Source organism: Luteimonas colneyensis, from assembly GCF_014836665.1.
In the GTDB taxonomy this organism is placed as follows: Bacteria; Pseudomonadota; Gammaproteobacteria; order Xanthomonadales; family Xanthomonadaceae; genus Luteimonas; species Luteimonas colneyensis.
Map to the genome: position 1 here is coordinate 61,515 of NZ_JACSQJ010000003.1, position 24,621 is coordinate 86,135.

The following is a 24,621-nucleotide window of genomic DNA, read 5'->3' on the forward strand; positions in this document are numbered from 1 at the left end:
CCGCGGCCGCGCGCATGACCCTCGCGCGCGACCCCCGCGAGGAGGCGCGCCGCGCGGTCGCCGCGGCCCCCGGCAATGCCATCGCCTGGATCGTGCTGGCAGATGCCGAACTCGACGCCGGCAACGCGGCCGCGGGCGACGCCGCGGTGCGGCGGGCGCTGGCGCTGGCGCCGGGCCATCCCGAAGCACTCGCCCGCCTGGGCCGGCTGCAGTGGATGCAGGGCCGGCACCGCGACGCCGCCGACAGCCTGCGCCAGGCCGCGCGCGCAGCGCCTGGCCATCCGGGCATCGCGCTGTGGCTCGGGCATGTGCTGGAGGACACCGGCGAGGCCGAGGCCGCCGCCGAGGCCTATGCCCGCGCGCACGCGCTGGCTCCCGACGCGGCGCAGATCGCCGCCCACCTGCTGGCCTGGCGCCGGCGCCTGTGCGATTGGCGCGGCCTCGACGCGCTGTCGGCGCAGGTGCGCGGCGCCGTGGCCCGCGGCGAGGCGGCCGTGGAGCCCTTCGCCTTCCTCAGCGAGGACGCCGACGCCCTCGAGCAGCTGCGCTGCGCGCGCCTGAGCGCGGTCCAGGTCGCGCGCCGGGCAAGGGTGCTGCCGCCGCGCACGATCAGCGACGCCGGTCCGCTGCGCATCGGCTTCCTCTCCAACGGCTTCGGCGCCCATCCCACGGGCCTGCTCACGGTGGCCTGCTTCGAGGCGCTTCGCGCGGAGCCCGGGCTCGAGGTGCACCTGTTCGCGCTCAATCCGGGCGACGGCAGCGCGGTGCGCCAGCGGCTCGAGGCCGCCACGACCCTGCACGACGTCGCCTCCCTTCCGCATGCGCAGGTGGCGATGCGCATCCGCGACGCCGGCATCGACATCCTCCACGACCTGCGCGGCTGGGGCGGCGGCGGCGTACCGGCGGTGCTGGCGATGCGCCCGGCGCCGCTGCAGGTGAACTGGCTGGCCTATCCGGGCACGTCCGGGGCGCCGTGGATCGATTACGTGCTGGCGGACGGATTCGTGCTGCCGCCGGGGCTGGAGGCGGGCTTTTCGGAAGCCGTGGCGCGCCTGCCGCGCTGCTTCCAGCCCTCCGACACCCGCCGTGCGCCGGCACCGCCGCCGTCGCGCGAGGCCTGCGGGCTGCCGGACGAGGGCGTGGTCTTCTGCTGCTTCAACAACAGCTACAAGACCAACCCGGCGAGCTTCGCGCGCGCGATGGCCATCCTGCGCGGCGTGCCCGGCAGCGTGCTGTGGCTGCTGTCGGGTCCCGGCCGCGGCGACGACCGCCTGCGCGCCGCGGCATCGTCCGCGGGCGTGGACGCGGCGCGCCTGGTCTTCATGCCCAAGCAGCCGCACGCGGACTACCTCGCGCGCCTGCAGCTGGCCGACCTGTTCCTGGACAGCAATCCCTACAACGCCCACACCACCGCGTCCGATGCGCTCTGGGCCGGCTGCCCGGTGCTGACGCGCCCGGGCCGCAGCTTCGCCGCGCGCGTGGCGGGCAGCCTCAACCACCACCTGGGACTGGGCGAACTCAACGTGGCCGATGACGCAGCGTTCGTCGGACTGGCCACCGCGCTGGGCAACGACCCGGCCCGCCTGCGCGATCTTCGCAGCCGCCTGCACGGGCTTCGCGCATGCTCGGGCCTGTTCGACATGGCCGGCTTCGCGCGCGACTTCGCGGCCATGGCCCGGGCGATGGCCGCGCGCCACCGCGACGGGCTGCCGCCGGCGTCGATCGAGCTGCACCAGGCCTGACCCGCGGGCGGCACGCGCCGCCCGCCCCGACCCACCCCGCGGGAGCGCACGGATGAAGACGTTCAAGGGCGAGGAGTACAGGACCGAGCTGCGGCGCATGCAGCACGAGCTGGTGGCGATGGCGCGCTGGGCGCGGCAGCGCGGCGAACGCATCGCGATCGTGATGGAAGGCCGGGACACCGCCGGCAAGGGCGGCACGATCAAGGCCATCACCGAGCACCTGGACACGCGCCAGTACCGCGTGGTGGCGCTGCCGAAGCCGAGCGAGCGCGAGCAGGGCGAGTGGTACTTCCAGCGCTATGTGTGCCACCTGCCGGCGGCCGGCGAGATCGTGCTGTTCGACCGCAGCTGGTACAACCGCGCCGGCGTCGAGAAGGTGATGGGCTTCGCCACCGACGCCCAGGTCGACGCCTTCCTGGCGCAGGCGCCGGTGTTCGAGCGGCTGCTGGTCGACGACGGCATCCGGCTGTTCAAGTACTGGCTGTGCTGCGACCAGGAACAGCAGGAGGAGCGCTTCGCCGAGCGGCTCGAGGATCCGCTCAAGGCCTGGAAGCTGTCACCGGTCGACGTCGAGGCCCGGCTGCGCTACGACGACTACACCCGCGCCCGCGAGGACATGCTCGCGGCCACGCACACCGATCATGCGCCGTGGACGCTGGTGGACTTCAACCACCAGAAGTCGGGGCGGCTGGCGCTGATCCGGCACCTGCTCGACCGGCTTCCGGACGTGACCGTGCCGGCCAGGAAACCCGGCTTCGCGCCGCTGCCGGGCAAGCCGTCGAAGGAGCGTTACGGAGTCCTGGAGCCGATCGACCCGTACGACGGCGAGGACTGAGACCGCTGCCGCGCCCCCTCGCGCTGCACCCGCGGTGCGGGCCCGGGCGGACTCTCCCGGCCTCAGGCGCCCTCGCCCGGCGCGGGACCGCCCGCGGCCTCGATCGCCTGCTCCAGTTCGAGCGCGGTGACCGGGCCCAGGAAGGTCTTCACCCGGCGGCCGTCGGGGGCGACCAGCACCGTCAGCGGCAGGCCCCGCGGCGTCGGGAAGTCGGCGGGCGGGTCGTAGGTGCTCACGATGGCGACCGGATAGACCACCGGGTGCTTCGCCAGGAACGCACGCAGGGTGTCGGCATCGGTCTCCTCGTAGGCGAGGCCGATGACCTCCACGTGTTCGCGCAGGGCGTCGAGCGCGGACAGCTCGGGCATCTCCTTGAGGCAGGGCGCGCACCAGGTCGCCCAGAAGTTGACGACCACCCAGCGCCCGCGGCGTTCGGCCAGGTCGTAGCGCCCACCGTCGAGCGTGGTCACGACCAGGGCCGGGAATTCCTCGCTTGAAGCGGCAGCGCCGTCGGACCGGCCGGGGCCGGCCGGCTGCGCGTCACCGGTATCGCGGCCTGCGGGCGCATCCGCATCCTGCGCCTTCCTGGCCGTCGCGTCGGCACCCGGCGCGGCGGCGGTACCCGCCTGGTCGCGCTGGCAGGCGGCGAGCAGCAGCAGGAGCAGGCAGGTGGCGATCGCGTGGCGAAGCGGCATGGCGGTCATTCCGGGGTCTGGTCGAGGCAGTCGCCGACGCGGCGACGCAGGAGGTCGCGCAGCGGCAGGCGCAGCGCGTCGATGGTGGCGATCACCGCGGCGCCGCGCGCATCGTCGGCGCCCGGCAGGTGGGCTTCGGAGATCGGGATGCGCAGCTGGCCGGCTTCGTAGAGTTCGGCCAGGCTCAGTTCGTCGAGGTCGCGGGCCAGCAGCCATTCGCCCGACTCGGCGCGGCGCACCACGTTGATCGAGGCCAGCTGCCCGAGCGTCTCCTGCACCAGGGCGTCGGTGAGGACCGGCTCGCACTCGAGGATCCGGTCGCTGTGCAGGCCGTGGCCGGTGGTGCGCGCTTCGCGGAAGCGGTCGAGCAGGCGCAGCATGGCGTAAAGCTCGTAGCCCTGCGGCAGGCGCAGGTGCGCGGGCTGGTAGCGGAAAGCCGAGACCGAAGCCGCGAACGAGGCGCCGAGCAGGATGCTGACCCAGCCGAAATACAGCCACAGCAGGAAGATCGGCACGAAGGCCACCGCGCCGTAGATGTTCTGGTAGGCGTTGAAGCTGCCGAGATAGAAGCTGATCAGCCGCCGGCCGATCTCGAGCAGCACGACCGCCACGAGCGCGCCGGCGAAGGCATGCCGCCAGTGCACCGTGCGATGCGGCACCACGCGGTAGATCATCGCGAACGCCAGCAATTCGATCAGCACCGGCGCCGCATCCAGGAGCGCCGCCTGCAGCCACTGCCCGGCGCTGCTGCGGAACACATCCAGCGCGAACAGCCGCCCGACCACCGACAGGCTGGCCGCGGCGACCAGCGCGCCCAGGGTCAGCACCGTCCAGTACACGAGAAAGCGCGACAGCCGGGGCCGCGCGGTGTGCACCCGCCAGATGCGGTTGAACGCCGCCTCGATGCCGACCAGGGTCACCAGCACCGACACCACCAGCGCGATCACGCCGACCGCGGTCAGCTTGCCGGTGTTCTCCGAGAACGACATCAGCCAGTCGCGGATGCCCTGCGCCGAGCTGGGCACGAAGTTCGCGAACACGAACTCGCTGAGCAGGTCGCGCCACTCCTCGAACACCGGGAACGCCGACAGCACGCCGAACACCACCATCGACAGCGGCACCAGGGCGAAGGTGGTGGTGAACGACAGCGCGCCGGCGGCCTCGAACAGGCGGTCGTCGAGGAATCGGCGCCACAGGAAGCGCGCGAAGCTCATCGCGCGCGCGCGGTCGCGCAGGCGGTCGGCCCAGTGGTTGAGCGAGTCCAGTGGCTCCATCGTGGCGAGGTTAACCGATCGCACCGGCGCCGCCGCAGCGCGTCCCGGCCGCTGCGGCTATGCTTCCCGGCCCCCCGAGGAGTCGCCATGCCCGAGATCCTGGTCCTGTACTACAGCCGCGGCGGCTCCGTGGCCGCGCTGGCGCGCCAGATCGCGCGCGGCATCGGCGAGGTCGAGGGCATGTCCGCGCGCCTGCGGACCGTGCCGCCGGTGGCGCCGGTGACCGTGGCGGCGCAGCCGCCGGTGCCCGAAGAGGGTGCGCCCTACGTCGAGCCCCGCGACCTGTCCGACTGCGCCGGCCTGCTCCTCGGCAGCCCGACCCGCTTCGGCAACATGGCCGCGCCGATGAAGCACTTCCTCGACGGACTCGGCAGCGAATGGGCCAGCGGCACGCTGGTCGGCAAGCCGGCGGCGGTCTTCACCTCGACCGCCACCCAGCACGGCGGCCAGGAGTCGACGCTGCTCACGATGATGCTGCCGCTGCTGCACCACGGCTGCGTCATCGCCGGCATCCCGTTCACCGAGCCCGGGCTGTCGGCGACGCGCACCGGCGGCACCCCGTACGGCGCCAGCCACGTCGCCGGCGGCGACAACGACCCCGCGCCCAGCGACGAGGAGGCGAAGCTCGCGCGCGCGCTCGGCCGGCGCATCGCGGCGCTCGCGGCGAGGCTGGGCTGATGCCGCTGGCGACGTCGCGGCGGCTGCTGGCCGTGCTGCTGCTGGCGCTGGCCGCGCTGTTCGCGGCCTGGTTCGCGGGTGATGCCCGCTACCTGCAGGCGCTGGCGGTGTTCTCGCTGCCGCCGCTGCTGCTGGCGATCGGCGTGCTGGCGCGGCGCCGCACCGCCCCGTTCTGGTCGGGCGTGCTGGCGCTGGGGTGGTTCTGCCACGGAGTCATGCTGGCCTGGGCGCGCGCGGACGGCCGTGCCTATGCGCTGGGCGAGGTGCTGCTGGCCCTGGGCATCGTCGCGGCCACGAGCTGGCCGGGGCTGCAGGCACGCTTCGGCGGGCGCGGGGGCAAGCGCGGCACCGCGAAGGACTAGAATGCGCACCCGGCCCGCGCGACGCGGGCCCCGGCTGGCGCAATCGAGGAACACGCGATGGAAGAACTGCTGATCGTCACCACCGGCGGCACGATCGACAAGGTCTATTTCGACGACAAGTCGGACTTCCAGGTGGGCGAGCCGCAGATCGGCCGGATCCTCGAAGAGCTCGGCGTGGCGTTCCGCTTCCGCGTGATCCCGATCATCCGCAAGGACTCGCTGCACATCGACGATGCCGACCGCGAGCTGCTGCGCGCCACCATCGCCGCGCAGCCCACCCGGTACGTCCTGGTCACGCACGGCACCGACACGATGGTCGAGACCGCGAAGGCGCTGGCATCGCTGGACGGCCGCACCATCGTGCTTACCGGCGCGCTCAACCCGGCGCGATTCCGCGGTTCCGACGCCGAGTTCAACATCGGCACCGCGGTGGGCGCGGTGCAGTCGCTTCCGGCGGGCGTGTACATCGCCATGAACGGGCGCATCTGGGACCCGTTGAAGGTCCGCAAGAACGTCAGCGCGAACCGCTTCGAAGCCGCCTGACCCGCGCGCGCGACGTCCGGCCGCTCAGGGCCGCGGCGGCCTTGACGGCTGGCGCATGCGCGGCGGCTGGCCCGAGGGCGGCGGCACGGCGGGCGCTCGCAGCCGGGTCCTGGCGCGCTGGCCCAGCTCGCCCATGAACGCCAGGCCAAGGCGAGCGATGATGGTGGCGTGCTGGGCGGTCCCGCCGACCTGCTCCAGGGTGTCGTGGGGCGTGTGCAGCAGCGGGAAGAACGGGCCTTCGTCGTACATCGCCGCCGGAAAACCCGCCTGCGTCCACGATGCGTGGTCGGAGCAGGCGTAGCCGCAGGACGATTCGCCGCGGGTGTAGCCCAGCGGGGCCAGGTAGGCGTCGAACAGGTCGCGCAGGAACTGCACCAGCTGCGGGTGCGAATTGTCGGTCATCACCCGGATGTCGGTGGTCGAACCGGGCGAGCGGTAGTTGGTCATGTCCATCTGCAGCACGCCCACGACGTTGCGCCCCTCGCCGGCGAAGCGCTGCGCGATGGCGCGCGAGCCGCGCAGACCGACCTCCTCGGCCGCATAGCCCATGAACATCACCGTGCGCCGCGGGCGGTAGCCCTCGGCCATGGCGATGCGCAGCACTTCGGTGAGCGTGGCGATGCCGGACGCATCGTCGTCCGCGCCCGGGGCATCCATGTTCTCGCCCCAGCCGGAGTTCGAGATCGAGTCCAGGTGCCCGCCCAGCACCACGATCTCGTCGGCGAGGTCGGTGCCCTGGATGGTGAGGATCACCGAGGGCTGGCCGCCACAATTGCTGCAGTCGGTGAACAGCTCCGCACTGACGTCGGCGCGGCCCGCAGCCAGCGACAGCCAGTGGTCGCGGATCCACAGCGGCGCCGCGTGGCCATGGCTGCTGCCGTAGTAACGGTTCGGCCAGGCAGTGGAGAGATGGGTGATGGTGGCCCGTATCCCGTGCTCGGACACCTGCGCCAGCCAGGTCGTCACCATGTCCTGGTGGGCGACGGCATAGGCCGGCAGCGGCGCGCGCAGGCCGCGCACGCCGGCATCGGAGGCGATGAAGGCCTCGGCCTCGGCACGGCTGGCGAAAGCGAAATAGCCGCCGCAGCGGCGCTCGACCTCGTGCACGTGGCGGCTCAGGTCCTCGAGCTGGTGTTCGCGCAGGGTGGCCAGGACCAGCGCTCTGCCCTCCGCGTCGCGACGGGGCAGCGCGCGGCCGCTGAAATCACGCAGGGCGGCTTCGAAGGTGCCGCGTTCGGCAACCACGTGGACTTCGGCCATCGGATCGGACGCGGTCGCGCCGTTATCGTGGGCGGTGGCAGCGCCGGTCGCCAGCAGCGCGCAGGCGGCTGCCAGCCGCAGTGCCATCAGGTGGATCCGCATGTCTTCTCCCGGTCGATGCCCCGGCGTCGATGATTGCATGCCTCAGGGGCGGACGTGCCCCCGGAAACAACAAGGCGGCGGACGGGATCGCCCCGTCCGCCGCCCGTCACTCGCCCGCGGTCAGTAGCTGCCGACCAGGCTCACGCCCGAGTACGCGCTGTAGCCGCGCACCATGACGTGCCAGGTTCCGGCGGCCGGGCTGTTGATGGTGCAGGTCTCGGCGTTGCCCGCACGGTACGGCCGGCAGGTATAGCTGGTGGTGGTCGGGGCGGATCCCTGTCGCACATAGAGGTCCGCGTCGCCGGTGCCGCCCGACATCTGCACGCGCAGCTGGCTGCGGCCCGCCGGCACCTGGATGGTGTAGCGGCGCTCGCTCGACGCCGCGCCCGACAGGCCGGTCACCGGCACGCCGTTCTGCAGCGTGTTGCCGCCACCGCCGCCACCGGTGCTGTAGCTGGCGGTCAGGGTGGCGCCCGAGTACGCCGAATAGCCGCGCAGCATCACGTGGTAGGTGCCGGCCTGCGGCGTGGCGAAGCTGCAGGTCTCGGCATTGCCCGAACGGTACGGCCGGCAATCGTAGGTGGACGTGGTCGGCTGCGAGCCGAAGCGCACGTACAGGTCCAGGTCGCCGGTGCCGCCTGCGGTGGCGATGTTGAGCCCGGTGGCGCCCGCTGGCACGGTGACCGTCCAGTACTGCGTGCTGCCCGAAGCACCGGACACGGCCACCGGCGTCCCGTTCTGGAGCACGCCGTCGCCCGGACCCGGGTCCGGATCGCCGCCACCGCCGCCCGAGGCCGCGTCCACGGCGGCCTTCGCATCGATGATGCCGGCGCCGATCGGCTGCGAGGGCGTGGACGGGAAGGCCCGTGCCGTGCTCTTGATCAGCGCCTCGACCTGGGCCGGCGTCTTCGCCGGGTTCGACACCGACTGGATCAGCGCGACCACGCCGGCGACGTGCGGCGCCGCCATCGAGGTGCCGCTGTAGCTGGCATAGCTTTCGGCGCCCGGGCCCTGGCTGCCGCTGTTGAGCGTGGACTGGATGTTCGAACCGGGCGCGGCGATGTCGACGATCGCGCCGTAGTTGGAGAAGCTCGAGCGCGCGCCGGTGCTGGTGATCGAGCCGACGGCGATGACGTTGCTGCAGTTCGCGGGCGAGAAGCCCGAGGTGTTGGCGTTGCTGTTGCCGGCGGCGATGACGATCGTCGAGCCGCGGCCCACGGCGCCGTTGATCGCGCTCTGCATGGCGCTGCCGCAGCTGCCGGAGCCGCCCAGGCTGAGGTTGATCGCCTCGGCCGGGTTGGCATTGGCCGGCACGCCGCTGACCGAGCCACCCGAGGCCCAGATCACCGCGTCGGCGATGTCGGAGTCGTAGCCGCCGCCGCGGCCGAGCACGCGCACCGGCACGACCTTGGCGCCATAGGCCGTCCCGGCCACGCCCTTGCCGTTGTTGGTCACCGCGGCCACCGTGCCGGCCACGTGGGTGCCGTGCCAGCTGGACGCATAGCCGCCGGAGTAGTCGCCGGGATCGCTGGCGTCGCTGTCGCGGCCGTTGCCGTCGCCGGCCACCGAGGTATCGGAAATGAAGTCGTAGCCCGGCAGCACGTTGGCGTTGAGGTCGCTGTGGCTGGCGATGCCGGTGTCGAGAACCGCGACCACGGTGCCGGCGCCGCTGGTGGTGTCCCAGGCCTGGGTGGCGCGGATGCCGCCGGGGCCGGTGCCATAGCCCCACTGCTGCGAGAACATGGTGTCGTTCGGGGTCATGACCAGCGTGTTGAGCTTGTCGACCTCGACGTATTCCACGTTCGGGTTGGCCGCGATCTGGCGCATCAGGCTCTCGGCCTCGACGCGGTCGAGCTTGCGGCTGGTGGTGATGACTTCGGCGCCGACGGCCATGCGGCGCTCGTGGCGCAGGGCCAGCGGTGCGCGCCGCGCGGCGGCGGGTACCGCGCCGGCGGCGGCCCGCAGGGCGGCATCGCGCGCCTTCGCGCCGGCCTGTTCGGGACTGCCGTCGACGTACTTGACGATGAATCGATCGTGCTGGTCGGCGGACTTCAGGCCGCTGAGATCGAGGCGTTCAGTGGCCAGGGCGGGGGCGATGGCCAGGGACGACAGGGCCGCGGTGGTGGCCAGCGCGAGGGCGTGGATGCGCGCGCGGCGGAGCATTGCGTCGGTCATGGATGATGTTCCCGGAACGGAGGTGTGCCGCGGGGGCGGCGGGCCGACGGCGCCGCTCCGGGAAACCCCTCCCCCTTCGTGGCAGCCGCCGGAAACGGCGGACTGACACATTTCGTCCGCAAAGTGACGCTAAGCGACACCTCGACCGACCACAAGCGGGAACAGGTCTCATCCGGCGCCACATCCCGTGCCGCTGGTCACAGTTCCTGACATTGATACCGCGGGCCAGGCGCGATGGGCCTTGCGCCCGCCCGCTCAGAACATCCCGGTCTCCAGGCGCGCGGCCTCGGACATCATGTTGCGGGTCCACGGCGGGTCGAACACCAGCTCGACGTCGGCCTCGGCGACCGTCGGGATCATCTCCAGCTTGGTGCGCACGTCGTCGACCAGGATCTCACCCATGCCGCAGCCGGGCGCGGTCAGGGTCATCCGGACTTCGACCAGGCGCTGGCCGTCGTCGCGGTGCCGCACGCCGGCCTCGTACACCAGGCCCAGGTCGACGATATTGATCGGGATCTCGGGATCGAAGCAGGTGCGCATCTGGCTCCACACCAGGCGCTCCACCGCCGCGTCGTCGGCGCCTTCCTCCAGCTCCAGCGGCTCCGGCGGCTCCTTGCCGATCGCATCGGCGTCGTTGCCGGCGATGCGGAAGAGGTTGCCCTCGACGAAGACCGTGAAGCTGCCACCCAGCGCCTGGGTGATGTAGCCGACGCTGCCCGCGGGCAGCGTGACCTCGTCGCCCTGCGGGACGAGCACGGCGGCGCAGTCGCGCTCCAGGCGCACGGGTTCGCTGTTGCGGGAGTACATGCGGATTCGAAGTCGTCGGACAGGTCCGCCATTCTAACGTCCGGCGGGAGGCTATCCTGTACCGCCCCGAACGGTGCTGCGTTCCATGCCCCCCATCCGATCCCGGCCCATGACGGCGCTGGCACTGGCGCTGGCCGGCAGCATTGGCATCGCGGCCGCGTGGGTGCTGGTCGCCCAGGCGACCGGCCGCCAGTCGAGCTGGATGGCGGTGGTCGCCGCCGTCGACGCGCTGCTGCTGCTGCGCATGGGCGGCTATCGGCCCGGCGCGGCGCGCGCAGCCTGGGCGGTAATGGCGACGCTGCTGGCGATCGCGCTCGCCAACTGGGGCATCGCCGCGGACCAGGTCGGCCGCATGCTGGGGCTGCCGCCCTGGGATTCGATCATCCGGCTGGGCGCGGAGCACGGCTGGCTGCTGCTGCGCATGGCCAACGGCGCGGTGGACCTCGCCTGGCTTGCGGCCGGGCTGGTGGTGGCCGCGGCCTGGGGCCGCTGAGGACGCGCCACCCACGCGACGCTGCCGGAGCGGTGCGGCAGCCGCAACCGCTCCGGCGCGGACCCGGTATTTCGCGGCGACAGCCGCGCGCGCAGGTCCGGGCGCCTAGTGCCCGCCGTCGAGCGCCTTGAGCTCGCCCACCAGCGCGTTCGCCACCTCGGCGCCGTCGCCGTAGAGCATCCGCGTGTTGTCGGCGTAGAAGAGCGCGTTCTCGATGCCGGCGAAGCCGCGACCCTTTCCGCGCTTGATCACGATCGTGTTCTTCGACTCGACCACGTCGAGGATCGGCATGCCGTAGATCGGGCTGGCCGGGTCGGTCTTCGCGACCGGGTTGACCACGTCGTTGGCGCCGATCACCAGGCTGACGTCGGTGTTGCGGAACTCGGGGTTGATGTCGTCCATGTCGACGATCAGGTCGTAGGGCACGCCGGCCTCGGCCAGCAGCACGTTCATGTGCCCGGGCATGCGGCCCGCCACCGGGTGGATCGCGAAGCGCACCTTCACCCCGCGCTCGATCAGGCGCTGGCTCAGCTCCCAGATCTTGTGCTGGGCCTGAGCCACGGCCATGCCGTAGCCGGGCACGATCACCACGCGCTCGGCGTAGGCCATCATCGCGGCCACGTCGGCGGCGTCGATGGGCTTCTGGCTGCCGGTGATCTCGGCGGCCTCGCCGGTCGCACCGAAGCTGGAAAACAGCACGCTGCCGATCGAACGGTTCATGGCCTTGGCCATCAGCCGCGTCAGCAGCATGCCGGCCGCGCCGACCATGGTGCCGGCGATGATCAGCGCCTCGTTGCCGAGCACGTAGCCCTCGAAGGCCACCGCGAGGCCGGTCAGCGCGTTGTACAGCGAGATCACCACCGGCATGTCGGCGCCGCCGATCGGCAGGGTCATCAGCACGCCCAGCGCCAGCGCGGCGACGAAGAAGGCCACGACCAGCGGCACGCCCAGCGAGCGCAGCAGCAGCCCGCCCAGCACCAGCGCCGCCAGGAACACCGCGGCGTTGAACAGCTGCATGCCCGGGAAGCTGTAGCGCTTGTCCATGCGCCCGTCGAGCTTGGCCCAGGCGATGATCGAGCCGGACAGCGCCACCGAGCCGATCAGCGCGCCCAGCAGCGCCAGCACCGGGACGACCACCCCGGGCGCCTGCCCGGCCGAGGTCCAGCGCAGCAGCTCGACCGCACCGATCGCCGCCGCGGAGCCGCCGCCCAGGCCGTTGTACAGCGCCACCATCTGCGGCATGTCGGTGATCGCGACCTTCTTGCCCGAGACCCAGGCCAGCACCGTACCCAGCGCGACCGCGACCAGCATCAGCGCGATGTTCTGCAGGCCCGGGATGAAGAAGGTGACCAGCGTGGCCAGCACCATGCCGACGCCGGCCCACTGGATGCCGCTGCGCGCCGTGCGCGGCGACGCCATGCGCTGCAGGCCGAGCAGGAACAGGGTGGCCGCGACCAGGTAGCTGGCCTTGATCACCAGCAGCAGGATGGCCTCGCCGCTCATGCGCCGCCCTCCTTGCCGCCCTTGCCGGCCTTGGCGCGGTCGCTCGGCTTGAACATCTCGAGCATGCGCTCGGTGACGACGTAGCCGCCGGCGGCGTTGCCGGCACCCATCAGCACGGCGAGGAAGCCGATTGCCTTCTCCAGCGTGGTGTCGGCGTGCCCCAGCACCACCATCGCGCCGATCAGCACGATGCCGTGGATGAAGTTCGACCCCGACATCAGCGGCGTGTGCAGGATCACCGGCACCCGCGAGATGATCACGTGGCCGGCGATCGCCGCCAGCATGAAGATGTACAGCGCAACGAATCCATCGGCCACACGCGTTCTCCCCGGGCTGCCCGGCCTGATCATAACCGTCCGGACCCGCACCGCCACTGCCGCTGTCAACCGTCCGGGCCCGCGTGCGTTGTCCTTCCCGACCCCACTGGATGCGCGCGGATGGACGGCAGCCTGCAGCCACATCGCGGCGGCACGGAGGTGGCTATGCTGGATGCGATGCCAGCCGACGCCGCCACCCTGTCCGCCGCCGCCCCGACCGAAGCCGCCGGCGCTGCGACGCTGGAGGGCTTTCTCGACGGCATCGCCGCGCGCGCCTTCCGCTTCGCAGAGGCCGGGCTGCGCCATCGCGAGGACGCGCTGGACGCAGTCCAGGACGCGATGGTGAAGATGCTGGGCTATCGCGACAGGCCGGCGGAGGAATGGACACCGCTGTTCTGGACCATCCTGCGCAGCCGCATCGTCGATGCGCAGCGCCGGCGCACCCTGCGCCTGGGCTGGATGACGTCCGCGGACGAGCGTCAGGAGGCCGGCGTGGAATGGGCCGGGGACGAACCCGACCCGTCCCGCGCCCACGACGGCCGCGAGGCCTGGGGCGGACTGGTGGCGGCCCTGCGCGCCCTGCCGCGGCGCCAGCGCGAAGCCTTCACCCTGCGCGTGCTGGAGGAACTCGACGTGGCGACCACCGCGCGCGTCATGGGCTGCAGCGAGGGTTCGGTCAAGACACACCTGTCGCGTGCGCGCGACGCGCTGCAGAAGCAGCTGGAGGATTTCCGATGAACGACATGCACGACGACTTCGACCGCAGGATCCGTGCCCTGCATGCGCAGGCGGTGGAGCAGGTGCCGGCGCGCACGCTGTACGAGCTGCGCGTGCGCCGCGCCAACGCCGCCCCCGCGGCCACGCCGGCGCGCAGCGCCGGGCGCGCCGGCGGCTGGTGGCTGGCGGCGGGCCTGGCCGCGGTCTTCGCCCTGGGCATCGGCCTGCGCCAGCCCGGCCTGGACAGCGTGCCGGCCGGCGATTCCCCGCCGTCACTGGCCGCGGCCAGCGCAGCGGCGGACGCCGCGGCCTGGGACGACGGCCTGGCCGCGCTGGACGAAGACCCCGACCTGTACCTGTGGCTGGCCTCGCAGGACAGCCTGATCCTGGCCATGGAGTGAGCACCATGCCGAACATCCGCATCCGATCCGCCACCGCCGCGCTGCTGCTGGCGCTTGCCACCATCGCGCTGCCCGCCGCCGCCCAGGAGCACGGGGACGCCGCCCTGCCGGCCTGGGACCAGCTCAGCGCGGCACAGCGCGAGGCGCTGATCGCACCCCTGCGCCAGCGCTGGGACGACCACCCCGGCAAGCGCGCGCGCATGCTCGAACACGCCGAGCGCTGGCAGCAGATGGCGCCCGAACAGCGCGAGCGCGCGCGCCGCGGCGCCGAACGCTGGCGGCAGATGGACCCGGACAAGCGCGAGGCCCTGCGCGCGCTCTACGCGCACATGCGGACCCTGCCCGAAGCCGAGCGCGACGCCCTGCGCAAGGAGTGGGGCGCAATGACACGGGAGCAGCGCCGCGCCTGGGTCGAGGCCCATCCGGCTCCGCCCGAAGCGTCCGGGCCGCCGGCGCCGCCCCGCGGCCGCTGACCCGCGGCCGCTGACCCGCGGCCGGCCGCCTGCGCCGCGCCCTGTCCACCCGTCACGCGACGGACGGCTGGACGGCGCCTCAGCCCTCGCGCGGCGGCCAGGCGGTCTTCGCCACCAGTTCGTCGTCCCAGTCCAGCACCAGCGCGCCGTCGGACACCAGCAGGCTGGCGAAGTTGAAGACGTTGCGCGCGAACATCTCGCTGGCGTGCACGGCGCCGCTGCTGGCCAGGTCGAGCGGGCCCGCGATCGTGACCCCGCCCGCGTCGATGGTCTCGCCCGGCCTCGTCAGCTCGCAGTTGCCGCCGGTCTCGGCGGCCAGGTCGACGATGACGCTGCCGGCCGCCATGCCATCGACCATGCGCGCGGTGATGATCTTCGGTGCCGGCCGCCCGGGCACCGCCGCCGTGCAGACGATGGTGTCGATGCCCCGCAGATGCTCGCCAAGGCGCTTCTGCTGTTCGGCGCGCTCCTCGTCGGTCAGCGCGCGCGCGTAGCCGCCCTCGCCGACCGCGCTGACGCCCAGGTCCAGGAAGCGGCCGCCGAGCGATTCGATCTGCTCGCGGGTCTCCGGGCGCACGTCGAAGCACTCGACCTGGGCACCGAGCCTGCGCGCGGTCGCGACCGCCTGCAGGCCGGCCACGCCAGCACCGATCACCAGCACCTTCGACGGACGGATCGTGCCCGCCGCGGTGGTGAGCATGGGAAAGAAGCGCGGCGCCAGCTGCGCCGCGATCAGCACCGCCTTGTAGCCGGCCATGCCGGCCTGCGAGCTGAGGATGTCCATGGCCTGGGCGCGCGTGGTGCGCGGCAGGCGTTCCAGCGGGAAGGCGACCAGGCCGCCGGCGCGGATCGCCTCCGCACGCGCCGGATCGGCGTCCGGCTGCAGCTGACCGATGATCGCGGCGCCTTCGCGCAGCGTCGCCAGCAGCGCCGGGGGCGGCGCCTGCACGCACAGCACGAGGTCGGCCCCGGCCAACGCGGCGGCCGCGTCGTCGGCCAGCACGGCGCCTGCGGCCACGTAGGCCTCGTCGGCGAAGTGGGCGTGGCGGCCGAGGCCGCGCTCGACGGTGACCGCCGCCCCGAGGGCGACGAGCTTCCTGCAGGTTTCCGGCGTGATCGCGACGCGACGCTCACCCGGCGCGGTCTCACGCGCGATGCCGATCCTCACTGCCATTCCCCGCTCCCGGCGATGCCTTCGCCCCATCCTAGCGATGTCCGCCGCTCCGCGCGACGCCGGCCGGCTCAGCCGCCGGGAGCTCCGGCAAGCCGTTGCAGCACGGCCTCCACCGCGCCTTCGCCGGGCCGCGCGACCAGGTCGCCACGGGCCAGGGCGGCGGCGAGCTCGCCGGGTCGGGGCAAGCCGTGGCGGACGCCCTGCCGGTTCACCAGCAGGTGGCGCCCGCTGACCGGACTGGTCCAGGCCAAGCGCAGCCAGGTCGGCGCTCCACCCGCCTGTCCGCGTTCGACGAAGACCTGTCCCACGGCCATCTCCGGCACGTCGACATCGCTCCCCTCCGGCCTGGTGACGACCGCGGCATCCGCCAGCGGGACGAAGGCCGCCGGGCCGCGCGGCGCATCGGGCTGCGCCAGGGCGGCCACCAGCCGGGCCAGCTGCTCCTCGGCCGCCGCGTCCGCGATGCCACCGGACAGCAGGCAGGCGCGCAGCTGCGGCCCCAGCGCGATGAGACGGTCGGCGACCTCCCGGCCCTGCGCCGCGGCGGCGGCGGCATCGACGTCCAGGAGATCGTCGCCGACCGCCAGCGCCTCGCAATGGCGCATGGACCCTGCACCGTCGCGAAGCCAGGCCATGGCCAGCGCCTGCCGCCATGGCCCCGACAGGAAGTCCGCCACTTCGGCCAGCACGCGCCTGTCCTGCAGGCGCGCGGCCAGCTGCGCATCGGCGTCGCGACGCGCGTGCTGCAGGCGCTCGCCGCCAAGGATGGCCTGCCACGCGCGACGCTCGCTGATCGCGGCCCGTCGCTGCAGCGGCGCGCACCCCGCTTCGAGTTCGTCCAGCGCCGCGACGAAGACCGACGGTTCGCCGTGGCCATCGTTGGCCACGCGGTCGGCGAGCCGGTCGGCCAGCGCATGCAGCGCGGCCTCCTCGTCGGTGCGGGCGGGATTGGCGTCCCAGCACTCCAGCAGCCCCGACAGCAGCCGCATCGCGGGATGCGCCGGGTCTTCGAACAGTGACTGGTCGGCGAGCGCCAGTCGCAGCCAGGGCCATGCGAGCCGCGCCAGCCGCGCGTCCGCGCCCGGCGCCAGTGCGGTCCCGGCGCGCAGCCCATCGAACAGCGCGCCGACCGCATCGATCGCATCCCGCTGGCCCGGGGACGGCGTCGCCAGCTCGGGTGGCAGCCCCAGGCCCTGCGCGCCGACCCGCAGCGAGTCGGCCAGGTGCGCGCCGATCGGTCCGGCCACCTGCACGGGCTGCGCCGGGGTCTCGTTGCCCTGCAACAGCGACAGCACCGACGAGAACTCCTGCTCGCTGAAATCGCGGGCGTCCGTGTTGCCGCCTTCCCCGCCGCGCTGTCGGCGCAGGCGGTCGCGCAGGATCCCGCGGCGTCCGAAGCCGCGGTCCACGGTCGCGGCCAGGCCCGGGGCGGCGCGCCAAGACGAACTCCGCGGCTCCAGCGCATCGTGGCCGGCCCATGCTGCCTGGCCGCCCTTGCCCGCCACCGGCTGCGAGACCAGCGCCGCACCCCCGCTGGCGCCATCCAGCGCATGCCCACCTTCGGCGAGCGCGGTGTTGAGCCAGGCGTAGGCCTCGAGCAGGCACGGCGCGCACAGGCGCTCGTACTGGCGCAGCAGCGCGGCGCGCAGGATCCGGTCGCACTCGGTGGCGCTGAACGTGTCCAGGAAGGCGCCGATGACCGCCCGCGGCGCGAACGGGTTGGCCGGTCGTGCGTGTCCGCCCAGCGCGGCCGCCATCGACCAGAGGCGGCCTTCGATGATGCCCAGCACGTCGGCGAAGCGACGCTCCAGCGCCTCGATCGCCGGCTGCCCGATCAGCTGCGCATGCAGCTCGCCGTCGGAGACCAGGCCGAGGTCACGGGCGAACGCTGCCGCATCGGGCGGCGCGGGCCAACCGGCGAATCCGGCCGCCAGGTGCTGTTCCCAGCTGCGCTGGTGGCGGTTCGCGTCGTGTTGCAGCACGACCGCATTCGCCAGGGCCTCTGCGAGTTCGTCATCGGCCGCGCCCGCCGCCAGGCGCCGCAGCTGCGCTTCGGCGGCCTCCCTCGTCCCGGCCAGCAGCGGCTGGAGCCGGGAACGGAAGCCCTGGTGCAGGGCCTCGAGCTGCCGCGCCGGCTCCGGCACGGACGATGTCCGGGCATGGCCTGCGCCGGAACTGGATGGCGGTCGCATTTCTTGGAGAAGCCTGAGACAGGGCGGCGGCGCCAAGATAGCTCAACGCCGCCCCGCGCCGCATGACGACGGGTCCGCGAAGCCATCCAGTCCGACGTGCCCGGCCGACGTGCACGGCCGGAGTGTTCAGCCGTTCGCGGCCCTGCCCGCGCCTGGCTTCGGCGAAGCCTGCGCGTTCAGCTGCTGCCAGACCTGGCGCATGGCTTCGTCGAAAGGCGCATCGGTCGAGCGCACCACCACCCGGCCCGCCGCGACGAGCGCCGCCAGCTCTTCCGGCGAGGCCACCATGCGGCGCATGCCGCGGCGGTTGACCACCAGGAAGCGTCCGGTCAGCGGACTGACCCAGGCGATCCTCGCCGTGGTTTCGTGCCCATCCCCGTCGACCAGGCGCAGGCCCTGGCCAACGCGCAGCCGGCGCATGCGCGCGGCCACCTCGGGGTCGAAGTCGAGGGTGTCGGTGCCGCCGGCGATCTGCAGACCGGCCAGCGCGCCCTCGCCCGCCATCGCGTCGACCTCGTCGTGGTCGGACTCGGGCCGGTGCACGCGCCGCGGGGCATCCGGCAGGCCGAGCGCCGAGATGATCCGCGCCATGGCGTCGCGCGCCGCGGTGGCGTCCATGCCGCAGCTGGAATAGCACTCGCCCAGCGGCACCTGCAGCGCCAGCAGCTGTTCGGCGACCACCCGGCCGCGGGCGTGGGCGGCATCGACGTCGACCTGGACCATGGCGTCGCCCAGCGCGATGGCCTCGTGGTGGCGACCGCTGCCGGCACCATCGCGCAGCCAGGCCTGGGTCAGGTGGTGGCGCCAGTGGCGGTCGAGGAACTGCGCCACCGGCGCGGTCAGCATCCGCTCCGACAGCCGCGAGGCGACCAGCTCGGCGGCGTGCGCGCGCGCCTGCTGCAGGCGCTCGCGTCCGTGGATGGCCTCGGCGGCGCGCTTTTCGGCCAGCTCGCTGCGCCGGCGCTGCTGCTCCAGCTGGTCGCGCAGCTCCGCCGCGGCAAGCTCGAAGATGGCCTGGTCGTCGTCGTATTCCTCGACCACCCGGTCGACCGCACGCTCGGCGCGATCAAGGGTCTCGCGGTCGTGCGGGGTTTCGCCGGCATTGCCGTCGCAGGCCTCGGTCAGCACGTCGAGCAGGCGACGCGCCGGGTGGCTGCGGCGGTTGAACATCGAGTCGTCGGTCAGCGCGACCTTCAGATAGGGCACGACCAGGCGGCCGAAGAAGTCGCGTGCGCGATCCTCGAGGTCGTTGGCATCGCTGATCGAACTGAAGAGCATGCCGACGAGATCGATCGCGTCTTCCTCGTCGGTGCTGAAATGCGTCGCGTCGGCGTCCAGGCCGAGCTGGCGCACGCCGCCGCGGATGGCCTCGCGGATGACCCGGCCCAGCTCGCGCGCATCGGCGCCGGCGAGCGCGCGGGCATAGGGCGCGCTGTCGTCGCCCTGCAGGATCTGGGCGACGTTGAGCAGGTCTTCGGTGCGCAGGACGTGGACGTCCGACGGAGGCACGAGGTCTTCCCGCAGCGGCTCCATGGCGTCGTCGGCGACGGGCGCCGCGTCATGGCCGGCCGCTCGCCATTGCGCCAGCTGTTCGCGGACCACGTCGCGATAGCGCGGGGGGCGACCCTCCGCGGCCGCGGCCTCGATCGGGCTGGACGCGATCGGCGCGCCGATGCCGTAGCCCATGGGCACGCCCCCGATCCCGCCTGTCCGGGCGCCTCCACCAGGCGCGTGGACCGGGCCGCCACCGGCGCCGCCGCCAGTGCCGCTGGCACCGGCATCGGCACGGGCACCCACCCCGGCACCGGCACCGGCACCGGCACCGGAATGCTCGACCACGCCGCCATCCGGGATCCAAGCGTCTCCGGCCTCGGCCTGGCCGGCGGACCCGACCGCTCCGCCGGAGCCACCGCCACCGGACCCGCCGCTGGCACCCGCGCTTCCACGCGGACGGCCGCCACGGGCGCCGCTCCCGGACTGGAACCCGAAGCCGGCGTCTTCCAGCATCCCGTTGAGCTTTTCGTAGAGGTCGCCCAGCACCTCCGGCAGGCGCTTGTCGAACTGGTTGAACACCAGTGGACGCAGGCCACGGGTCAGGTCCTCGGCGCCGAAGAGCTCGACGAACGCGGCCACCGCGGCCTCGGGGCGCACGGGGTTGGGCCGGCTGCCCTCCACGCCGAGCGCCCTGGCGAGCGCCTGCAGGCGCTCCTCCAGCTGCTCCAGCGGATGCAGGAACTGGTGGTCGAGCAGCTCCGTGGTGTGCTGGCCCGCGAGGTGGATCTCGAGCTCGCCCTCGGACATCAGGCTGAGCGACTTGTCGGCGGTGGGCGGAGCCACCGGCTTGCGCCAGGCGTCGAACCCGCGCTCCAGCGACTCGCGGTAGCGGGTGGCCAGGTCGAGCGCCCGGTGCCCCAGCGCCATCACCGCCATGCGGTCGTCCTGGGCGCCGCTGTAGTCATGCCCCGCCAGCGCCTCCAGCCGCACCTGCTCCTCGATCGTGCCCCAGAAGCCGGACAGCACGCCGCCCAGCGCGGTCACCGTTTCGCGCCGCAGGGCGTCGAACAGACGCACGGGATCGCGCACCGCACCGCTGCGGGGAAGGGAGGGGGAGTATCGGGGGGCGTCTTCTGCGATCATTCTGGATGCGACCGGTGCCGGGGGATGCACCCACGCATACCATCCCTGAATGGAGCCATCGAGGTCTGTGACTGCAATCCCAAATACCCCAGACACCGCCGCGCTCGCGACGCTCGACGCCCGCAGGTCCGTGCCCGCGCGCCAGCTTGCTGAACCCGGCCCGTCACCATCGGAGCTGCAGCGCATGCTTGCCTCCGCGGTGCGCGTGCCCGACCACGGCAAGCGCGTGCCGTTCCGCTTCCTCTCGATCCAGGGCGACGCGCGCGACGCGCTGGGCGAAGCGGTCGCCGCGCGTGGCCTGGCCCTGCGCCCCGAGGCCGGCGAGGCCGCCGTGGCCAAGGACCGCGCACGTTTCTCCCACGCGCCGCTGGTGGTGGTCGTGGTCGCGGTGCTGGATCCCGCCGACGAGGCGATCCCTGCGCAGGAGCGCCTGCTCACCGCCGGCTGCGCCTGCTTCGCGCTGCTGCAGGCGGCCCAGGGCCTGGGGTTCGGCGCCTCCTGGCTGACCGGATGGCCCGCCTACGATCCCGGGGTCGCCGCCCTGCTCGGCCTGGGCGCGGACGAGCGCATCGCCGGCTTCATCCACGTCGGCACGCCGAAGCTGCAGCCGCCGGAGCGCGAGCGGCCGGACCCCGCGGCCCTGCTCCGCGAGTGGACGCCTCCGGCGTGAGCCTGCCGGCTCCTGCACCGCCGCTCTACCTGGTCGACGCCAGCCTGTACGTGTTCCGCGCCTGGCATTCGATGCCGGCCGACGGGTTCCACGACGCCGATGGCTGGCCGACCAACGCGGTGCACGGCTTCGCGCGCTTCCTGCTCGACCTGCTCGAGCGCGAGCGCCCGCGCCACATCGCCATCGCCTTCGACGAAGCGCTCGACTCCTGCTTCCGCAACGCGCTGTACCCGGCCTACAAGGCCAACCGCGACGCGGCGCCGGCCGAACTCAAGCGCCAGTTCGCGTACTGCAAGACGCTGTGCGCCGCGCTCGGCCTGCCGGTGCTGGCGCACCGCGAATACGAGGCCGACGACCTGATCGGCACGGCGCTGGCGCTGGCGCGCGGCGATGGCTTCCGCGGCGTGATCGTCTCGGCGGACAAGGACCTGTCGCAGCTGCTCGACGGCCACGACGAGCAGTGGGACTACGCCCGCGGGCAGCGCTGGAGCGCGGCCGGGGTCAAGGCGCGCCACGGCGTGCACGCCCACCAGGTCGCCGACTACCTCGCGCTGTGCGGCGACGCGGTCGACAACATCCCCGGCGTTCCCGGGGTTGGCGCCAAGACCGCGGCGGTGCTGCTGGCCCATTTCGGCAGCCTCGACGCGCTGCTCGAGCGCGTGGACGAGGTCGCCTTCCTGCGCATGCGCGGCGCCGCCACGGTGGCCGCGCGGCTGCGGGAACACCGCGAGCAGGCGCTGCTGTATCGCCGCCTGTCGACGATCGCCTGCGACGCGCCGCTGCCCGACGTCGCGCCCCCGTTCGCCCGCGCCGCGGCCGATGCCGCGACGCTTTCCGCCTTCGCCGACGCCGTCGGCTTCGGGCCGATGACCCGCCGCCGGCTCGAGACCGCCGGCGGCACGGGGATCCCCGGCAGTGCGGCGGCAATGGCGGAAGGCTAGGATCGACGCATGGACCACACCCGCATCCGCTCCACCGACGACGAACCGGAAATCCTCTACCAGGGCGACTGGCTGCGCATGGTCAGGCGCGGCCACTGGGAATCCTGCGAGCGCACCCACGGCAAGGACGGCCTGGCCGTGCTGGTGATCGCGGTGACGCCCGACGACCACGTGCTCTTCGTCGAGCAGTACCGCGTGCCGCTGGGCGCGCGCACCATCGAGATGCCCGCCGGCCTGGTCGGCGACGACGTCGAAGGCGACACGCTGGAGTCCGCCGCGCGCCGCGAGCTGATCGAGGAGACCGGCTGGGACGCGGGCCGCATCGACGTGCTGCTGGTCGGCCCCACGTCCTCGGGCATGAGCAACGAGCGCATCGCGTTCGCACGCGCGCTCGACCTGCGCAAGGTCGGCGACGGCGGAGGCGTGGCCGACGAGGACATCACCGTGCACGCCGTCCCGCGCGCCAGCGCGCCGGCCTGGCTGATGCGCAAGTACGCCGAGGGCTACGAGCTCGACCTCAAGCTCTGGGCGGGGCTGTGGATGATCGAGTACAACCCGGACGGCTCGAAGGCCTGAGCCGGCCCGCCTGGCGCTGCGGGCGGGCTTCGCGCTGGGCGACACCCGGGCCTCGGCACGCCCGCCGTGCGCCGGCGATCGGCCCGCTGACCCAGCGGATCTTGGCGATGTCCGCGCCTCCAGCGCGCGCCTGCGCGGTGGAGGCCGGGTAGCCCTCAGGCGAAGCGGTCGGTCGCCCGGACCAGCGCGTCGACGGTCTCGTCCTCGAACGCGGAGTGGCCGGAGGCCGGCGTGACCACCAGCTCGGCCTTCGGCCAGACCTGGTGCAGGTCCCATGCGTTCTGGATCGGGCAGACCACGTCGTAGCGGCCGTGCACGATGACGCCCGGGATGTCGACGATGCGGTAGGCATCGCGCAGCAGCTGGTCGTCGCACTCGAAGAAGCCGGCGTTGGTGAAGTAGTGGTTCTCGATCCGGGCGAAGGCGAGCGCGAACCGCGGGTCCTCGTGGTCGGACATGAAGCCAGGATCGATGTGCAGGAAGCTGGTGGCCGCCTCCCACACGCTCCAGGCGCGCGCCGCGGCCAGGCGGGTGGCCTCGTCCTCGGAGGTCAGGCGGCGGTGGAAGGCCGCGATCAGGTCGCCACGCTCGCTCTCCGGGATGGCCGCGATGTAGTGCTGCCAGGCCTCCGGGAACAGGCGCGAGGCGCCTTCCTGGTAGAACCACTCCAGCTCCCAGCGGCGCAGCATGAAGATCCCGCGCAGCACCAGCTCGGTGACCTTCTTCGGATGGCTCTGGGCATAGGCCAGCGCGAGCGTCGAGCCCCAGGAGCCCCCGAAGACCTGCCAGCGATCGATCCCGAGGTGCTCGCGCAGGCGCTCGATGTCGTCGACCAGGTGCCAGGTGGTGTTGTCGACCAGGTCGGCGTGCGGCGTCGAGCGGCCCGAGCCGCGCTGGTCGAACAGCACGATGCGGTACTTCGCCGGATCGTGGAAGCGGCGCATCTTGTCGGTGCAGCCGCCGCCCGGGCCGCCATGCAGCATCACCACCGGCTTGCCGTCGGGATTGCCGCACTGCTCGTAATACAGGACGTGGCGATCGTCGACGCGGAGGGTGCCGGTGTCGAAGGGCTCGATCTCGGGATACAGCGTGCGCATGGAGACTCGCTCTCGTGCAGGAACGCCGGCCAGTCTACCAGCGGGCCGGATCACGCCGGCGCCGTGCGCCCCAGGCTGACGCGGTCGCGGCGCTCGAGGTCCTGGACGGTGGCGACCTCGACGAAGCCCGCCGCGTCGAGCAGTGCACGCACCGCAGGCCCCTGGTCGAAGCCGTGCTCCAGCAGCAGCCATCCGCCGGGCTCGAGGTGCGACGGCGCGACGGCGACGAGGAGCCTGATCGCGTCCAGGCCGTCGGCTCCGGACGACAGCGCCGAGGCCGGCTCGTGGCGGAGGTCGCCGCGCGCCAGGTGCGGGTCACCGTCCGCGATGTAGGGGGGGTTGCTCGCCACGAGATCGAAGCGCTCGCCGGCCAGCGGTGCGAACCAGTCGCCCTGGCGGAAGGCGACGCGGCCAGCAAGGCCATGGGCGACGGCGTTGCACTGCGCGACCGCCAGCGCGGCCTCGCTGCGGTCGGTGGCGACCACGCGCGCCCGCGGCCGCTCCGTGGCGATCGCCAGCGCGATCGCGCCGCTGCCCGTGCCGAGGTCGGCGACGCGGACGTCGGCCGCCGGGTCCAGCCGCTCCAGCGCCTGCTCCACCAGCAACTCCGTCTCGGGGCGCGGGATGAGCGTGTCCGGTGTCACCCGGAGGTCGAGCGTCCAGAAGCCGCGATATCCCAGGAGATAGGCGACGGGCTCGCCCGAGGCGCGGCGCGCCACCAGCGCGCGGAACCGCGCGGCCTGGTCGGCCTCCACGACGACGTCACCGTGGGCATACAGCCAGGCCTGCGGGCGCTCCAGCACGTGGAGCAGGAGCAGGGCGGCGTCCCCGGCATCGATCACGGCGCGCGCCTGCGCCAGGAACTCGGAGATGCTCTGCTCGCGCATGATAGATCACACCTATCGATTGAATAAATATAATCAACTTTACTGAATGATAGGCTGGACCTAACATTCC

At 72.9% G+C, this 24,621-nt stretch carries 24 protein-coding genes; 12 read left to right on the forward strand and 12 right to left on the reverse strand.

Annotated features, from left to right (window positions below; genetic code table 11):
* Positions 1–14: 14 nt before the first annotated feature.
* On the forward strand, positions 15–1,742 hold the full coding sequence (locus H9645_RS07220) for an O-linked N-acetylglucosamine transferase, SPINDLY family protein (protein ID WP_191729033.1): 1,728 nt from the start codon (positions 15–17) through the stop codon (positions 1,740–1,742).
* Between the two features lie 52 nt (positions 1,743–1,794).
* The gene (gene ppk2 / locus H9645_RS07225; protein WP_191729034.1) at positions 1,795–2,577 is read left to right on the forward strand and encodes a polyphosphate kinase 2; all 783 of its coding nucleotides are present in this window, start codon (positions 1,795–1,797) and stop codon (positions 2,575–2,577) included.
* 62 nt (positions 2,578–2,639) lie between these two features.
* Here ppk2 and H9645_RS07230 read toward each other — a convergent pair whose 3' ends face one another.
* Complete coding sequence (locus H9645_RS07230; RefSeq protein WP_191729035.1) at positions 2,640–3,281, reverse strand: TlpA family protein disulfide reductase; 642 nt, start codon at positions 3,279–3,281, stop codon at positions 2,640–2,642.
* Complete coding sequence (locus tag H9645_RS07235) at positions 3,278–4,546, reverse strand: YihY family inner membrane protein (RefSeq protein ID WP_191729036.1); 1,269 nt, start codon at positions 4,544–4,546, stop codon at positions 3,278–3,280. Before H9645_RS07235 ends, H9645_RS07230 begins: the two co-directional genes overlap by 4 nt.
* A gap of 87 nt (positions 4,547–4,633) precedes the next feature.
* Between H9645_RS07235 and wrbA the strand changes: the two genes are divergently transcribed.
* From wrbA to H9645_RS07250, 3 genes are read left to right on the forward strand one after another with little or no spacing between them, the layout of a single operon-like run.
* Positions 4,634–5,224: an NAD(P)H:quinone oxidoreductase gene (gene wrbA / locus H9645_RS07240; RefSeq protein WP_191729037.1), complete on the forward strand. Its 591-nt coding sequence runs from the start codon at positions 4,634–4,636 to the stop codon at positions 5,222–5,224.
* Entirely contained in the window at positions 5,224–5,586 is a 363-nt protein-coding gene (locus tag H9645_RS07245; RefSeq protein ID WP_191729038.1) for a DUF2069 domain-containing protein, read from the forward strand. The genes wrbA and H9645_RS07245 overlap by 1 nt, the downstream gene beginning before the upstream one ends.
* 57 nt (positions 5,587–5,643) lie before the next feature.
* Positions 5,644–6,129, forward strand: coding sequence for an asparaginase domain-containing protein (locus H9645_RS07250; RefSeq protein ID WP_191729039.1), 486 nt, complete (start codon positions 5,644–5,646; stop codon positions 6,127–6,129).
* Between the two features lie 24 nt (positions 6,130–6,153).
* Here H9645_RS07250 and H9645_RS07255 read toward each other — a convergent pair whose 3' ends face one another.
* From H9645_RS07255 to sufT, 3 genes are all read right to left on the reverse strand, one after another.
* Entirely contained in the window at positions 6,154–7,476 is a 1,323-nt protein-coding gene (locus tag H9645_RS07255; RefSeq protein WP_191729040.1) for a M20/M25/M40 family metallo-hydrolase, read from the reverse strand.
* Between the two features lie 135 nt (positions 7,477–7,611).
* Positions 7,612–9,666 carry a S8 family peptidase gene (locus H9645_RS07260; RefSeq protein ID WP_191729041.1) on the reverse strand — a complete coding sequence of 685 codons (2,055 nt, stop codon included), beginning with the start codon at positions 9,664–9,666 and terminating at the stop codon, positions 7,612–7,614.
* Between the two features lie 255 nt (positions 9,667–9,921).
* A complete protein-coding gene (sufT, locus tag H9645_RS07265; RefSeq protein WP_191729042.1) occupies positions 9,922–10,473 on the reverse strand; it encodes a putative Fe-S cluster assembly protein SufT in 552 nt (183 codons plus the stop codon).
* Positions 10,474–10,582: 109 nt separating this feature from the next.
* On the opposite strand from sufT, the gene H9645_RS07270 reads away from it, so the two are divergent.
* On the forward strand, positions 10,583–10,966 hold the full coding sequence (locus H9645_RS07270; protein ID WP_191729043.1) for a hypothetical protein: 384 nt from the start codon (positions 10,583–10,585) through the stop codon (positions 10,964–10,966).
* Positions 10,967–11,071: 105 nt separating this feature from the next.
* On the opposite strand, the gene H9645_RS07275 is transcribed toward H9645_RS07270, so the two are convergent.
* Both H9645_RS07275 and H9645_RS07280 read right to left on the reverse strand, forming a co-directional pair.
* A complete protein-coding gene (locus H9645_RS07275; RefSeq protein WP_191729044.1) occupies positions 11,072–12,469 on the reverse strand; it encodes an NAD(P)(+) transhydrogenase (Re/Si-specific) subunit beta in 1,398 nt (465 codons plus the stop codon).
* Positions 12,466–12,786, reverse strand: a complete 321-nt coding sequence (locus H9645_RS07280; protein WP_191729045.1) for an NAD(P) transhydrogenase subunit alpha part 2 — start codon at positions 12,784–12,786, stop codon at positions 12,466–12,468. The genes H9645_RS07275 and H9645_RS07280 overlap by 4 nt, the downstream gene beginning before the upstream one ends.
* 165 nt (positions 12,787–12,951) lie before the next feature.
* On the opposite strand from H9645_RS07280, the gene H9645_RS07285 reads away from it, so the two are divergent.
* Genes H9645_RS07285 through H9645_RS07295 form a run of 3 tightly spaced genes read left to right on the forward strand, consistent with a single transcriptional unit; the run spans position 12,952 to position 14,377 of the window.
* Positions 12,952–13,524 carry an RNA polymerase sigma factor gene (locus H9645_RS07285; protein ID WP_425490221.1) on the forward strand — a complete coding sequence of 191 codons (573 nt, stop codon included), beginning with the start codon at positions 12,952–12,954 and terminating at the stop codon, positions 13,522–13,524.
* Positions 13,521–13,904, forward strand: coding sequence for a hypothetical protein (locus H9645_RS07290; protein WP_189498869.1), 384 nt, complete (start codon positions 13,521–13,523; stop codon positions 13,902–13,904). The genes H9645_RS07285 and H9645_RS07290 overlap by 4 nt, the downstream gene beginning before the upstream one ends.
* A 5-nt stretch (positions 13,905–13,909) precedes the next feature.
* Positions 13,910–14,377 (forward strand): DUF3106 domain-containing protein, encoded by a 468-nt coding sequence (locus H9645_RS07295; protein ID WP_191729046.1) that lies wholly within the window; start codon positions 13,910–13,912, stop codon positions 14,375–14,377.
* A gap of 79 nt (positions 14,378–14,456) precedes the next feature.
* Here H9645_RS07295 and H9645_RS07300 read toward each other — a convergent pair whose 3' ends face one another.
* From H9645_RS07300 to H9645_RS07310, 3 genes are all read right to left on the reverse strand, one after another.
* Positions 14,457–15,551, reverse strand: a complete 1,095-nt coding sequence (locus tag H9645_RS07300) for an NAD(P) transhydrogenase subunit alpha (protein WP_191729047.1) — start codon at positions 15,549–15,551, stop codon at positions 14,457–14,459.
* 68 nt (positions 15,552–15,619) lie between these two features.
* Complete coding sequence (locus tag H9645_RS07305) at positions 15,620–17,695, reverse strand: DUF1631 family protein (RefSeq protein ID WP_191729048.1); 2,076 nt, start codon at positions 17,693–17,695, stop codon at positions 15,620–15,622.
* Positions 17,696–17,869: 174 nt separating this feature from the next.
* On the reverse strand, positions 17,870–20,326 hold the full coding sequence (locus H9645_RS07310) for a DUF1631 family protein (protein WP_191729049.1): 2,457 nt from the start codon (positions 20,324–20,326) through the stop codon (positions 17,870–17,872).
* A 103-nt stretch (positions 20,327–20,429) separates the two neighbouring features.
* Here H9645_RS07310 and H9645_RS07315 point away from each other — a divergent pair, with 103 nt between their 5' ends.
* The 3 genes from H9645_RS07315 to H9645_RS07325 are packed head-to-tail and all read left to right on the forward strand — an operon-like array spanning position 20,430 to position 22,567.
* The gene (locus H9645_RS07315; protein WP_191729050.1) at positions 20,430–21,050 is read left to right on the forward strand and encodes a nitroreductase family protein; all 621 of its coding nucleotides are present in this window, start codon (positions 20,430–20,432) and stop codon (positions 21,048–21,050) included.
* Positions 21,047–21,991, forward strand: coding sequence for a 5'-3' exonuclease (locus H9645_RS07320; RefSeq protein WP_191729250.1), 945 nt, complete (start codon positions 21,047–21,049; stop codon positions 21,989–21,991). The genes H9645_RS07315 and H9645_RS07320 overlap by 4 nt, the downstream gene beginning before the upstream one ends.
* A gap of 24 nt (positions 21,992–22,015) precedes the next feature.
* Positions 22,016–22,567 (forward strand): NUDIX hydrolase, encoded by a 552-nt coding sequence (locus tag H9645_RS07325; RefSeq protein WP_425490222.1) that lies wholly within the window; start codon positions 22,016–22,018, stop codon positions 22,565–22,567.
* 155 nt (positions 22,568–22,722) lie between these two features.
* On the opposite strand, the gene pip is transcribed toward H9645_RS07325, so the two are convergent.
* On the reverse strand, positions 22,723–23,664 hold the full coding sequence (gene pip / locus H9645_RS07330) for a prolyl aminopeptidase (protein ID WP_191729052.1): 942 nt from the start codon (positions 23,662–23,664) through the stop codon (positions 22,723–22,725).
* A 50-nt stretch (positions 23,665–23,714) separates the two neighbouring features.
* Positions 23,715–24,551: a peptide chain release factor N(5)-glutamine methyltransferase gene (gene prmC, locus H9645_RS07335; RefSeq protein ID WP_191729053.1), complete on the reverse strand. Its 837-nt coding sequence runs from the start codon at positions 24,549–24,551 to the stop codon at positions 23,715–23,717.
* Positions 24,552–24,621: the final 70 nt, after the last annotated feature.